This window comes from Klebsiella sp. CD33 (genome assembly GCF_051992865.1).
In the GTDB taxonomy this organism is placed as follows: domain Bacteria; phylum Pseudomonadota; class Gammaproteobacteria; order Enterobacterales; family Enterobacteriaceae; genus Klebsiella; species Klebsiella pneumoniae.
The window spans coordinates 4274063-4285843 of record NZ_CP197023.1 but is presented as its reverse complement, the minus strand read 5'-3'; the positions used below and the strand labels follow the sequence as shown (position 1 = coordinate 4285843).

Sequence of the window (11781 nt, the reverse complement as noted above, 5' to 3'; positions counted from 1 at the left end):
GCGCCTTTTTTATGGAGCGCATTCAATGAAAAAACTGCAAATCGCCGTCGGGATAATTCGCAATCCGCAAGGCGAAATCTTTATTACCCAGCGCGCCGCCGATGCCCATATGGCGAATAAGCTGGAGTTCCCGGGCGGGAAGATTGAATCTGATGAGACGCCTGAGCAGGCGCTAATCCGCGAACTGCAGGAGGAGGTTGGGATTACGGTCACCACCTCTTCGCTCTTTGATAAGCTGGAGTATCAGTTCCCCGATCGCCATATTACGCTGTGGTTTTTCCTCGTGGAAAGTTGGCAAGGCGAGCCGTGGGGTAAAGAAGGGCAGCCGGGTCGGTGGATGGCGGGACCAACGTTGGATCCGGCGGCGTTTCCTCCGGCGAATGAACCGGTTATCAGCAAACTTATCGCCCAGGGCTGAGCCCCGGGGCGCGAGGCTAACCCGCCAGGCGCCGGGTTAGCTTGCCATCAAATCAGGGTTGCTGCTCGCTCCAGTCATCGCTATCGGAGAGATCCCCCGCGCTGGGGATGCGCTTCTCTTCCGCAGCCCATTCTCCCAGATCGATCAGTTGGCAGCGCTTGCTACAGAACGGACGAAACGGACTCTGCTCGCCCCACACCACAGTTTTGCCGCAGGTCGGGCAGTTGACGATAGTCTCTTCTGACATGTTATCTCCTTAACAGCAGGCCAGTTCAAAATCAAAGCGCTCCGGCACGATCCCATATTCACTGTCCAGCGCCAGGAAACGGATGGCGAAACGGCTCTTATGGCCGGAAATTTGCGGATAAAGCTGGTGAGCCAGATCGAGACGCAGGCGCAGCAGATCGGCATCTTCACCATTATCCTGATAAAAGCCGTTGAGGCTGGTCTGTTTGCGGAACAGCGCGGAGTTGCGGATAAGATCGAGGATCAGGCTCAGGGACTGGACCAGCGGATCGAGGCTGGCAAGCCAGCTGGCCACCTGCTCGTCGCGATGCGCCTGTGGCATATGGAGCCAGATATGCAGGGTCGGTAAATCGAAGCTGCAGCAGCCGCCAGGAATACTCAGGCGCTGACGCACCAGCGCAATCAGGCGATCTTCACGCAGAAACTGACCAATGCGCGGCGCGGCCATCAGGGTGCTGGAGGACTGCTTCAACTGGTGGCGCAGCTCGTTAATGCGCTCCTGATCGACGCCCGGCACTTCTGCCCATGACTGGAGCTTACGCTGCTGGCGTTCCAGCTCTTTAACCAGGTCAGTGCGCACCTCGCCGCGCTCCAGGACATCCAGCAGATCGCCGGCGTTACGGAAAAAATGGAGCGCATCGGCATGGCTGGCAATCTGCGGACGGAAAGCCATCTGCTGGATCAGAAATTCGATGCGCAGCCAGGTGCGCATTTTCTCATTAAGAGGATGTTCAAACAGAACGGGGGTATGCATTACGAGTTTTCCTGTGAGGCGGCCTGCGATGCCAGCGTTAAATACTTTTCGTGCAGGCGGGCAACATCCGATGCCACTGCATCCGGCGTGCCAGTGTTTTCAATAACATCGTCCGCGACGGCCAGGCGCTGCTGGCGCGTGGCCTGGGCGGCAAGAATATGTTCAGCATGTTCGCGGCTGACCTTATCGCGCAGCATGGTGCGTTCGATTTGCGTCTCTTTCGGCACATCGACGACCAGTACGCGATCGGCCAGACTGGACAGGTGGTTTTCGACCAGCAAAGGTACGACCCAGAGGAGATAAGGGGAGGTGGCGGCCTGCATCTGGCGGCGCGTTTCCTGCTGAATCAGCGGGTGCAACAGCGCATTGAGCCAGGCTTTTTCCTCCACGTGAGCAAAAATTTTTTCCCGCAGCAGGCGGCGGTTCAGCGTGCCGTCGGGGGCAATCATCTGTGGTCCAAAGTGGCCGACAATGGCCTGGAGCGCCGGGGTACCGGGCTCGACCACCTGACGGGCGATAACATCGGCATCGATAACCTTAACCCCAAGCTGCGCGAAGGCGTCGGCGACCGTACTTTTACCGCTGCCGATCCCGCCTGTTAACGCGACTGTGTACCCCATATCTTCTGACCCTGAAACGGATTGCTCGTATTTTTTGCAGGCAGACAGCGATGACTGGCAGCGCGCCGGGGAGGCGACAGTGAGCATGTCGTGAGGGCCCCGCGCCAACCGGGATCGCCGTCCGCTATACTGTTTGTTTTAATCAAGCAAATCAAATGGTTAAAAACAATACTCCGGCAGGGGAAGGCATAGGCGCCTTTTTCTCCATTCACCAGGTAAATTTATACGATTGTAGCGTAAAAAAAGTGAAAATCGCAGTCTTGCGCGGGCCTGATTCGCGCGTATGATAACGTCACTGGAGTTGTGCTCTCACATTCATGCCATTAACCCCAGGAATTCGCACATGCGTATTGAAGAAGATCTGAAGCTTGGTTTCAAAGACGTTCTTATCCGCCCGAAACGCTCTACCCTCAAAAGCCGTTCTGATGTTGAGCTGGAACGTGAATTCACCTTTAAACATTCAGGCCTGACCTGGTCCGGCGTGCCGATTATTGCGGCTAACATGGATACCGTCGGCACCTTCAGCATGGCTAAAGCGCTGGCCACTTTTGGTATTCTGACCGCGGTACATAAGCACTACACCGCTGAAGAATGGCTGGCGTTTACCCAGGGCGCATCCGCAGACGTACTCAAGCATGTGATGGTTTCCACCGGCACGTCCGATGCGGATTTCGAAAAAACCCAGCAGATCCTCTCTCAGAACCCACAGCTGAATTTTGTGTGTATCGACGTCGCCAACGGCTACTCCGAGCACTTTGTACAGTTCGTGGCGAAGGCGCGCGAAGCCTGGCCGCAAAAAACTATCATCGCCGGGAACGTGGTCACCGGTGAAATGTGCGAAGAGCTGATCCTCTCCGGCGCCGATATCGTCAAAGTTGGCATCGGCCCGGGATCCGTCTGCACCACCCGCGTTAAGACCGGGGTCGGCTATCCGCAGCTCTCCGCCGTGATTGAGTGTGCCGATGCGGCGCACGGCCTTGGCGGCCAGATCATCAGCGACGGCGGTTGCACCATGCCGGGCGATGTGGCGAAAGCCTTCGGCGGCGGCGCTGATTTCGTGATGCTTGGCGGCATGCTGGCGGGCCATGAAGAGAGCGGCGGAACCATCGTTGAAGAGAACGGAGAGAAATTCATGCTGTTCTACGGCATGAGCTCCGAGTCGGCGATGACCCGCCATGTGGGCGGTGTCGCGAAATACCGCGCGGCGGAAGGCAAAACCGTTATGCTGCCTTTGCGTGGACCGGTGGAGAATACCGCACGTGATATTCTCGGCGGCCTGCGTTCTGCCTGCACCTACGTTGGCGCCTCGCGTCTGAAAGAGCTGACCAAGCGTACGACCTTTATCCGCGTTCAGGAACAAGAGAACCGGGTATTCAATAGCCTGTAATCGGCTGCACTGGCGCCTGCGCGGCGCCAGTGTTTCTCATCCTCCCGCCCCGCCAATGGCATCGCCCAGGTGAAAAACGGGCAAATACATTGCCACCACCAGAATCCCGACCAGCGAGCCGGTTATCACCAGCATCATTGGTTCAAGATGCGCAGCCAGACTATCGGCTCGCTGATAGGTTTGCTGGCGATGGTGATGCGCCAGGTTTTCCAGCATCTGATCCAGCGCTCCCGCGCTTTCCCCCGTGCGGATGAGCTGCAGGCACAGCGGTGTAAAACCGCCGCAGCGGCTTAACGCCTGCCAAATCGGCTCCCCCTGAACGATCAGCGCGCGGGCCTGCGCCAGACGCTGGCGCCACAGCGGGCACGACAGGGACTCTTCAACGCTTTGCAGCCCCTGCAGAAAGCTAATACCGGCGCTTTGGGTTAACGCCAGGATGGTGAAGATCAGGCTCAGCTGTTGTCCGCCGATCAGGGAGCCAATGAGAGGGAGCGCGTTAAGCAACCGCTGGCGGCGCAGCAACCAGTCGCTGCGCCGCCGGATCAGCTGGTTGAGCAGCAGCGGGCTCAGCAGCGAGGCCAGCAGCAGCGGCCAGCCGCGACTTAGCATGTCGCCTGCCGCAACGACCATCCGCGTCAATAGCGGTAGCGGCGTACTGAACGTCTGGTAGATGGCGGTGAACTCGGGCAGGACAAAATAGAGCATCCCCAGCACCACCAACAGCGCCAGAGAGAGCACGATCAGCGGGTAGCGCAGCGCTTTTTTGACTTTGCTGGCGAGCCGCTGCTGCTCCTGCTGCTGATTCGCCAACTGCAGGCAGCAGATATCGAGCTTGCCCGTCAGTTCGCCGGTGCTAATCATCGCCAGATATAGGGGCGGAAAAGCCTGGGGCCACTGCGCCAGCGCGGCAGAGAACGCCACGCCCTGGGCCAGCTCGCGGCCTAGCGCCTCAAGCAGCGCCTGCCACTGGGCATGCGACTGCTGCTGCGCCAGCAGCGATAACCCTTCCGCCAGCGGCAGGCCGGCCTGCAGCAGGGTCGCCAGCTGGCGGATCGTTTCGCAACTGTAGCGCGGGTGCCAGAGGCTCTGCTTCACCGCACAGCGGCGTACAGCCAGCGGTATAACTCGCTGCTGTTGGAGGTGCTGCAGGACCTCCAGACGCTTGGTTTGCCATAGCATCCCCTGACAAGGGGCGCCCTGCACATCGATACCGCGCCAGCGCCAGAGACGCTTAGTCGCCATGGGGGATCCCCAGCACCCGCACCACCTCTTCGAGGCTGGTCAATCCCTGTTCGATAGCCTGACAGCCGCTTTCAAAAAGCGTCATCATCCCTGCGGCTCGCGCCAGAGATTCAATCTCAATGGCGTTAAGTCCCTGGACTATCCCCTGGCGTAGCCCGGGGGTAACAGGCAGCACTTCGAACAGCGCCAGCCGGCCGTAATATCCGTGGTAACAATGTTCGCAGCCCGCTGCCTGCCAGCGTGGCAGCGGGCGGGGCCACAGGCTGTGCGGCAGGTCGGCGGCGCTGCCGGCATTACGCCGACAGTGGGGACACAGCTTGCGGACCAGACGCTGGGCGATGACCAGCGAGAGCGCAGAGGAAATCATCCAGCGGGCGATGCCCATTTGCTGCAGGCGGGTCAGGGTTTCACTGGTGGAATTGGTGTGCAGGGTGGATAGCACCAGATGACCGGTCTGGGCGGCTTTGAGCGCGATTTCAGCGGTCTCGGCATCGCGGATCTCGCCCACCATGACAATATCCGGATCCTGGCGTAACAGGGCGCGCAGCACACTGTGAAAAGTGAGTCCGGCGCGGGGATTGATTTGCGTCTGGTTCATCCCGGCGATGGGGATCTCCAGTGGATCCTCCACGCTACAGATATTCACTTGCTCACGGTTTCTGGCCTGCAGGGCGCTGTAGAGGGTCACCGTTTTCCCGCTTCCGGTTGGGCCGGTGACCAGCAGCAGACCCTGCGGCTGGTTCAGCGCCTGGCGAAAGGCCGCCAGCTGGGAGGATGAGAGTCCGAGTGCTTCCAGATCCAGCGCCTGGTCAACCTGATGCAGAAGGCGCAGGACAATCTTTTCGCCATAGCGGCAGGGCAGAGTGGCGATGCGAAAAGAGAGCGGTCGTCCCGCAAGATTCAGCGCGAACTGGCCATCCTGCGGTAAACGGTGCTCGGCGATATCGAGACTGGCCAGGACCTTGAGTCGCGCGATAACCGGTGCGGCCAGTTCGGGAGCCAGCAACGGTAGGGCGTGAAGGACGCCATCGACCCGCAGGCGGATGCGTAAGTGCGTTTCCGTGGGCTCGATATGAATATCAGACGCCCGCTGACGCAGGGCCTGTTCGAGGATCTGGTTGACCCGTTCGGCGATATTTTCCGGCCCGTCGTTCTGCGCCAGTTGCGCCTGCTTTTCCTGGGCCTGCAGACGCTTATCCATCTGCTCCTGGCTCCAGCATTCAATGTCGATCCGCTTTTGCGTCGCGAAGCGTAGCGCCTCCATTAACTCCGCCGGCGGGGTATTAACCACCGCAATAGAGATTGTCTGTTCATCGCTATGCAGCAGCATGGCGTGGTAGCGACGGCAGAGAGGGATCAGCTGTTCTGTTTTCATGCATTCGCCCTCACTTCACCCGGAAAACGTCTTCGCAGGCCTGCTGAAGCGCGCTATTGCCGGTGATTGTGCAGACGCGCTGCCAGCCGGTGACGCCCTCGGCATTGTCCCAGGTCGGCGTCAGGGTGACCCCCAGTCCGTTCAGACTCTCCTGACCGGTGAGGGTGACGACCCCTTTGGCCACGCTCATGGCGGAGAGGTAGCGCGTGGTTGTCGGCGAGGGAATGCCGTTGCTGCCGCCGTCGCATGGCGTTAGGCCGCCATGATCGAGCGCGCAAAGTTCGATGGCTGTCCGGTAAGGGACAAAGGTCTGCAGCAGGTCGGTGAGGGCGGCTTTACGCAGGTAGTTCTGGTAGGCCGGGATGCCGATGGCGCTAAGAATGGCGATGATTCCGATAACCACCATCAGTTCAATCAGGGTAAAACCTCTTTGTTTATCCATAAGTCGCTCCTTGTTGTGACAGGAGCACTGTGAAGGGATTGAGGGGCGCAGGCGAGGGGGCGAAAACGATCCGGGAAAGCGGGTTCCAGGGTTTTTATCTGGATTTCATGGTGAGCACGGGCGACTGCGAGGCGGGCCGCAAATTCAGGCCTTCACGCCCGGAAGCGTGAAGGCCTGTTGCTCAGCGGAAGCGCATCGACAGGTCGAGCGCCTGCACATGTTTGGTCAGGGCGCCGACGGAAATATAGTCGACGCCGGTATCGGCGAATTCGCGGATGGTGTCAAAGGTAACGTTGCCGGAGACCTCCAGCGCCGCCTGGCCTGCGGTAATTTTCACCGCCTCGCGCATCAGGTCGGTGGTGAAGTTATCGAGCATAATGATATCGGCCCCGGCTTTTAACGCCTGCTCCAGTTCATCCAGGGTTTCCACTTCCACTTCCACCGGCACATCAGGATGCAGCCAGAACGCCTTTTCCACTGCCTGACGGATCGATCCGGAGGCGATAATGTGGTTTTCTTTAATCAGGAACGCGTCGAACAGGCCCAGTCGATGGTTGGCGCCGCCGCCGCAGAGTACCGCGTATTTCAGCGCGGTACGCAGCCCTGGCAGCGTTTTGCGCGTATCCAGCAGTTGGGTTTTGGTGCCGGCGAGCAGGTCGACATAGCGACGGACGACGCTGGCGACGCCGGAGAGGGTTTGCACAAAGTTCAGCGCCGTGCGTTCGCCGGTGAGCAGAATACGCGACGGGCCTTCCAATTCGAACAGCGGCTGGTCGGCTTTGACCGCATCGCCGTCGGCCACGTGCCAGGTGATATTCACGTCGTCACCGGCGAGCTGAATAAAGACCTCTTCCACCCAGCGTTTGCCACAGAAGACGCCATCTTCACGAGTAATGACCACCGCATGGGAGCGTGCATCCTGCGGCAATAATTGCGCGCTAATATCGTTGTTGGCGTCGACTTCGCCGCCCAGATCTTCCCGCAGGGAGTGTGCGACAGCATCGGTAATATCGAGATTAATACGTTCCAGCAGCACGTCACGGCGGCGGTCGGGGTTGTAACGACGAGGCGACATGATAAAGCTCCAGATAGATAAGATTCAGAAGTGGGAAACATGCTAACCTGAACGACGTTTCAGTACCATACACACTTCATCCTTTGGGCCGGCGTGTGGCCCGGAAGCATGAGTTCGCGAAAGGAGATCCCGCATGCAGTTGAACGAGGGGTGGTTGGTCGGCGCGCGTCGGGTTCCCTCGCCGCACCATGACTGCCGTCCGGATGAAGAGACCCCTTCCTTACTGGTGGTGCATAACATTAGCCTGCCACCGGGGGAATTTGGTGGTCCGTGGATTGATGCGCTGTTCACTGGTACCCTGGATCCGCACGCGCATCCTTTCTTTGCCGAGATTGCTCATCTGCGCGTTTCGGCGCATTGTCTGATTCGCCGTGATGGCGAAATCGTGCAGTATGTGCCTTTCGATAAGCGGGCGTGGCATGCGGGCGTCTCCTGTTATCAGGGACGCGAACGCTGCAATGACTTTTCCATCGGCATAGAGCTGGAAGGCACCGATACTCTGGCGTATACCGACGCGCAGTACCGGCAGCTGGCGGCGGTGACGGATCTGCTGATCGCGCTTTATCCGGCTATCGCCGAAAACATTGCGGGCCACAGCGATATCGCGCCCGTGCGGAAAACCGATCCAGGACCGGCCTTTGACTGGATAAAATACCGTGCGCTGCTCAGCGCCCCGTCAGAAAAGGAGACCTCATGACGCTGTTTACGACGCTGTTGGTGCTTATCGCCGAACGGCTGTTTAAGCTGGGCGAACACTGGCAGCTTGATCATCGGCTGGAGGTGGCGTTTCGCCGGATAAAACATTTCTCGTTACCGGGCACGCTGCTGATGACGCTGGTGGCCGTCGCGGTCGTGTATATCATTCAGCGTCTGCTGCAGGGGCAGCTGTTTAACATACCGCTGCTGGTGTTCTGGATTTTACTGGGCCTGCTATGCATTGGCGCCGGCAAAGTTCGGCTGCACTACCATGCCTATCTGAAAGCGGCGTCGCGCAATGACAGTCGCGCCTGCGATGCCATGGCCAGCGAGCTGACGCTTATTCACGGCGTGCCGCCGGGCTGTGATGAGCGTGAGTACCTTAGCGAACTGCAAAATGCGCTGCTGTGGATTAACTATCGATACTATCTGGCGCCGCTTTTCTGGTTTGTCGTGGGGGGCGCCTGGGGCCCGCTGACGCTTATCGCCTACAGCGTACTGCGCGCCTGGCAGACATGGCTGGCGCGCTACCAGACGCCGCACCACCGGTTGCAGTCCGGGATCGATGGTATCCTGCATATTGTGGACTGGCTGCCGGTGCGTCTGGTGGGGGTGGTCTATGCCCTGGTGGGCCATGGTGAAAAAGCGCTCCCGGCGTGGTTTGCTTCGCTGGGCGACCGCCATTCGTCGCAGTATCAGGTGTTGACCCGCCTGGCGCAGTATTCCCTGGCCCGTGAGCCGCACGTGGATAAAGTAGCGACGCCGAAGGCTGCGGTATCGATGGCTAAGAAGACTTCGCTGGTGGTAGTGGTGATTATGGCGCTGCTGACGATTTACGGTACCCTGGTTTAACGGCCTGAGCCCGCGCGCTGCCTGCCACGATGTACGTACCTGCGGGGCTTTTGTTGCCTGATGGCGCTGCGCTTATCCGGCCTGGCGAGTCACCCGCAGGCTCACGTCACGTAGGCCCGGCAAGCAACAGCGCCGCCGGGCGATATATCAGACGCCGTGCTGGTCATGTTGCCGGGTGGCGGCTTCGCCTGACCCGGCCTGGAGAACCCGCGCCAGCGGGTAACATTCCGAACCGCTACAGCGTATCCGCCGGTGGAATACCGAAGTCGGGCATCCCGTCTTCCCGCCAGCTGACCAGCTTTAACCGCGTATGGCGATTGGGATCATACAGCGGGTCGCCTTCTATCTCAGTGTAATTCCGCGCGTGATACACCAGCACATCTTCCCCTTCCGGCGTTTGGGTAAAACTATTATGACCTGGGCCATACTGGCGGTTTTCATAGCTGGTGCGGAACACCGGCTGCGGAGCTTTATGCCAGTTTGCCGGCTGCAGCGGATCGGCCTGCCGGTCGATCCATAACAACCCCATGCAGTAGTTTTCATCGGTGGCGCTGGCGGAATAGCTGATAAATAGCTTATCGCCATGCATCAGTACCGCAGGCCCTTCGTTGACCTTAAATCCCCGGCACTCCCAGTCGAACTCCGGCTTGCTCAGCATGACCGGCTCGCCTTTTAACGTCCATGGGTTAGCCATTTCGGCGAGATACAGGTTTGAGTTGCCTTCGATATGCGGGGATTTTTGCGCCCACAGATACCAGCGTTTCCCCTGATGGGTAAAAGTGGTGGCATCGAGGGCGAAGGTATCGAAAGGCGTGACCACCTGGCCTTTTTCCTGCCAGCGGCCGGTCAGCGGATCGCTGTCAGCGCACTCGAGAACGAACATGCGATGCTGGAACATCCCCAGCGCATCCAGATCGTGAGTATGGGTGGCGGCAAAATAGATATACCACTTACCGTCTATTTCATGCAGCTCCGGCGCCCAAATCAGCTGGCTCATCGGCCCGCTTTGCGGCGCGCGCCAAACCACGACCGGCTCAGCATCGCGTAATCCTTCAAGGGTTACCGCGCGCCGGATCTCCAGCCGGTCGTATTCCGGCACCGAGGCAATAAAGTAGTAGTGGCTAAGATGGCGCAGGATAAAGGGGTCTGCACGCTGTTCAATAAAGGGGTTTGGCCAGTTGTTCATCAGGCTTTCCTTACGTGTTCACTGGTTTTCAGTTCCTGGTATTCGTTCAGCTCGCTGTAGTTGCTGCGGCGCTTCTCCAGATCGCTCTGAATCTGGCGCATCAGGGTACGGTCAACCTTCAGCAGGCGCACCACGCCGGCGGTGATCAGATAGCCGACGCCGGGAATGACTGAGAATAGCAGCACGATACCGTTCAGCGCGGAGGCGCTTTGCGCTTTCGCGCCGGCGTCGTAGCCGTACCATGACAGCAGGAAACCGACCATTGCCCCGGCGACCGCCAGGCCGACCTTGAGGAAGAACAGATTACCGGAGAAGCTGATACCGGTGATGCGCTTGCCGGTTTTCCATTCGCCGTAGTCATCAACGTCGGACATTAGCGACCAGTGTAGCGGGGAAGGGATTTGATGCAGAATGTTGAGCAGGAAGTAGAGCACCATAATCAGCGTGGTGGCGTGTGGATTAAAGAAATAGAAGGCGCAGGAGAACACGGCCAGCACGATATTGGTCCAGAAGAAAACCTGCAGTTTGCACCAGCGGTCGGTCAGGACTTTCGCCAGCATGCTGCCAATCATCATCCCAACTACGCCGAGGCTGATAAACAGGGTGGCAAAATGGGTGCTTTGTCCCATCACCCAGGTGACGTAGTACATGGTGGCGGCCATGCGGATAAAGCCCGGACAGACGTTGCACAGCGTGAGCAGCAGGATGCGCACCCACTGGTCATTTTTCCAGACGTCTTTCAGATCTTTTTTCAGTTCGTCATTCGTCTGCACCGCCGGGCGGATACGTTCGCGCACGGTGGCGAAGCAGAACAGGAACATACACATACCGATAAAGGCCAGCACGGTCATCGCCATCTGGTAGCCCTTCGCTTTATCGGCGCCGCCGAACCAGTCGGCCATTGGCAGCAGCGTCAATGACAGCAGGAGCGTGGCGATACCCACCATGACGAAACGATAAGACTGGCAGGCAACACGCTCTTTCGGATCGGCGGTCATCACCGTTCCCAGCGAGCAGTAGGGAATATTAATCGCGGTATAGGTAATCGACAGCAGAAAGTAGGTCACAAACGCATAGATGACTTTGCTATTGTAGGTCCACTCAGGAGTGGTGAACATCAGGACGCTGAACAGGGCGTAGGGGAAGGCGATCCACAGCAGCCATGGACGAAAGCGACCATATTTACTACGGGTGCGGTCGGCAAGAGCGCCCATGATAGGGTCGGTTACCGCATCGATGACTCGCACCGAGAGCAGAAGTACGCCGACCAGCGCCGGCGCCAGTCCGAATATATCAGTGTAAAAATAGTTCACAAACAGCATGATGGCGCCAAAGATAATATTGCATCCGGCATCACCCATCCCGTAACCAATCTTTTCTCTTATTGAAAGCGTGTTCTCTGCCATGTGCGGTCTCTCCGTTGCAGTATGGAGAGAATTATTGGCTGCGGTTGGCAGAAATACGTTGCAGGAACTCGTTGACGATATG

At 58.6% G+C, this 11781-nt stretch carries 13 protein-coding genes; 4 read left to right on the top strand and 9 right to left on the bottom strand.

Going from position 1 to position 11781, the window contains the following annotated elements; translation table 11 throughout:
- Nucleotides 1–25 precede the first annotated feature (25 nt).
- A complete protein-coding gene (gene mutT / locus ACR809_RS21065; protein WP_004145942.1) occupies nt 26–418 on the top strand; it encodes an 8-oxo-dGTP diphosphatase MutT in 393 nt (130 codons plus the stop codon).
- A gap of 52 nt (nt 419–470) precedes the next feature.
- Here mutT and yacG read toward each other — a convergent pair whose 3' ends face one another.
- Genes yacG through coaE form a run of 3 tightly spaced genes read right to left on the bottom strand, consistent with a single transcriptional unit; the run spans nt 471 to nt 2038 of the window.
- Entirely contained in the window at nt 471–665 is a 195-nt protein-coding gene (gene yacG, locus ACR809_RS21060; protein ID WP_002888644.1) for a DNA gyrase inhibitor YacG, read from the bottom strand.
- 9 nt (nt 666–674) lie between these two features.
- A complete protein-coding gene (gene zapD, locus ACR809_RS21055; protein ID WP_004178596.1) occupies nt 675–1418 on the bottom strand; it encodes a cell division protein ZapD in 744 nt (247 codons plus the stop codon).
- Complete coding sequence (gene coaE, locus ACR809_RS21050; protein WP_029496935.1) at nt 1418–2038, bottom strand: dephospho-CoA kinase; 621 nt, start codon at nt 2036–2038, stop codon at nt 1418–1420. Before coaE ends, zapD begins: the two co-directional genes overlap by 1 nt.
- A 343-nt stretch (nt 2039–2381) precedes the next feature.
- Here coaE and ACR809_RS21045 point away from each other — a divergent pair, with 343 nt between their 5' ends.
- Nucleotides 2382–3425: a GMP reductase gene (locus ACR809_RS21045; RefSeq protein ID WP_122051552.1), complete on the top strand. Its 1044-nt coding sequence runs from the start codon at nt 2382–2384 to the stop codon at nt 3423–3425.
- 36 nt (nt 3426–3461) lie between these two features.
- Here ACR809_RS21045 and hofC read toward each other — a convergent pair whose 3' ends face one another.
- The 4 genes from hofC to nadC form a co-directional block, all read right to left on the bottom strand.
- The gene (hofC, locus tag ACR809_RS21040; RefSeq protein ID WP_004182933.1) at nt 3462–4667 is read right to left on the bottom strand and encodes a protein transport protein HofC; all 1206 of its coding nucleotides are present in this window, start codon (nt 4665–4667) and stop codon (nt 3462–3464) included.
- Nucleotides 4657–6042: a type II secretion system protein GspE gene (gene gspE / locus ACR809_RS21035; protein ID WP_004145935.1), complete on the bottom strand. Its 1386-nt coding sequence runs from the start codon at nt 6040–6042 to the stop codon at nt 4657–4659. The genes hofC and gspE overlap by 11 nt, the downstream gene beginning before the upstream one ends.
- 10 nt (nt 6043–6052) lie before the next feature.
- Nucleotides 6053–6484, bottom strand: a complete 432-nt coding sequence (gene ppdD / locus ACR809_RS21030) for a prepilin peptidase-dependent pilin (protein WP_002888683.1) — start codon at nt 6482–6484, stop codon at nt 6053–6055.
- Nucleotides 6485–6665: 181 nt separating this feature from the next.
- The gene (nadC, locus tag ACR809_RS21025; protein WP_002888684.1) at nt 6666–7559 is read right to left on the bottom strand and encodes a carboxylating nicotinate-nucleotide diphosphorylase; all 894 of its coding nucleotides are present in this window, start codon (nt 7557–7559) and stop codon (nt 6666–6668) included.
- A 133-nt stretch (nt 7560–7692) separates the two neighbouring features.
- Here nadC and ampD point away from each other — a divergent pair, with 133 nt between their 5' ends.
- Both ampD and ampE read left to right on the top strand, forming a co-directional pair.
- Nucleotides 7693–8256, top strand: coding sequence for a 1,6-anhydro-N-acetylmuramyl-L-alanine amidase AmpD (gene ampD / locus ACR809_RS21020; RefSeq protein WP_002888692.1), 564 nt, complete (start codon nt 7693–7695; stop codon nt 8254–8256).
- A complete protein-coding gene (ampE, locus tag ACR809_RS21015) occupies nt 8253–9107 on the top strand; it encodes a beta-lactamase regulator AmpE (protein WP_004177406.1) in 855 nt (284 codons plus the stop codon). Before ampD ends, ampE begins: the two co-directional genes overlap by 4 nt.
- Nucleotides 9108–9342: 235 nt before the next feature.
- Here ampE and ACR809_RS21010 read toward each other — a convergent pair whose 3' ends face one another.
- Together ACR809_RS21010 and ACR809_RS21005 are read right to left on the bottom strand one after the other, a co-directional pair.
- Nucleotides 9343–10293, bottom strand: coding sequence for a glycoside hydrolase family 43 protein (locus tag ACR809_RS21010; RefSeq protein WP_004177405.1), 951 nt, complete (start codon nt 10291–10293; stop codon nt 9343–9345).
- On the bottom strand, nt 10293–11699 hold the full coding sequence (locus ACR809_RS21005; RefSeq protein WP_004145929.1) for a glycoside-pentoside-hexuronide (GPH):cation symporter: 1407 nt from the start codon (nt 11697–11699) through the stop codon (nt 10293–10295). The genes ACR809_RS21010 and ACR809_RS21005 overlap by 1 nt, the downstream gene beginning before the upstream one ends.
- Nucleotides 11700–11781: the final 82 nt, after the last annotated feature.

Bases quoted from the DNA above. Each gene is read 5' to 3' on its own strand.
- mutT (WP_004145942.1), top strand. From the start codon at position 26: ATGAAAAAACTGCAAATCGCCGTCGGGATAATTCGCAATCCGCAAGGC.
- yacG (WP_002888644.1), bottom strand. From the start codon at position 665: ATGTCAGAAGAGACTATCGTCAACTGCCCGACCTGCGGCAAAACTGTG.
- zapD (WP_004178596.1), bottom strand. From the start codon at position 1,418: ATGCATACCCCCGTTCTGTTTGAACATCCTCTTAATGAGAAAATGCGC.
- coaE (WP_029496935.1), bottom strand. From the start codon at position 2,038: ATGGGGTACACAGTCGCGTTAACAGGCGGGATCGGCAGCGGTAAAAGT.
- ACR809_RS21045 (WP_122051552.1), top strand. From the start codon at position 2,382: ATGCGTATTGAAGAAGATCTGAAGCTTGGTTTCAAAGACGTTCTTATC.
- hofC (WP_004182933.1), bottom strand. From the start codon at position 4,667: ATGGCGACTAAGCGTCTCTGGCGCTGGCGCGGTATCGATGTGCAGGGC.
- gspE (WP_004145935.1), bottom strand. From the start codon at position 6,042: ATGAAAACAGAACAGCTGATCCCTCTCTGCCGTCGCTACCACGCCATG.
- ppdD (WP_002888683.1), bottom strand. From the start codon at position 6,484: ATGGATAAACAAAGAGGTTTTACCCTGATTGAACTGATGGTGGTTATC.
- nadC (WP_002888684.1), bottom strand. From the start codon at position 7,559: ATGTCGCCTCGTCGTTACAACCCCGACCGCCGCCGTGACGTGCTGCTG.
- ampD (WP_002888692.1), top strand. From the start codon at position 7,693: ATGCAGTTGAACGAGGGGTGGTTGGTCGGCGCGCGTCGGGTTCCCTCG.
- ampE (WP_004177406.1), top strand. From the start codon at position 8,253: ATGACGCTGTTTACGACGCTGTTGGTGCTTATCGCCGAACGGCTGTTT.
- ACR809_RS21010 (WP_004177405.1), bottom strand. From the start codon at position 10,293: ATGAACAACTGGCCAAACCCCTTTATTGAACAGCGTGCAGACCCCTTT.
- ACR809_RS21005 (WP_004145929.1), bottom strand. From the start codon at position 11,699: ATGGCAGAGAACACGCTTTCAATAAGAGAAAAGATTGGTTACGGGATG.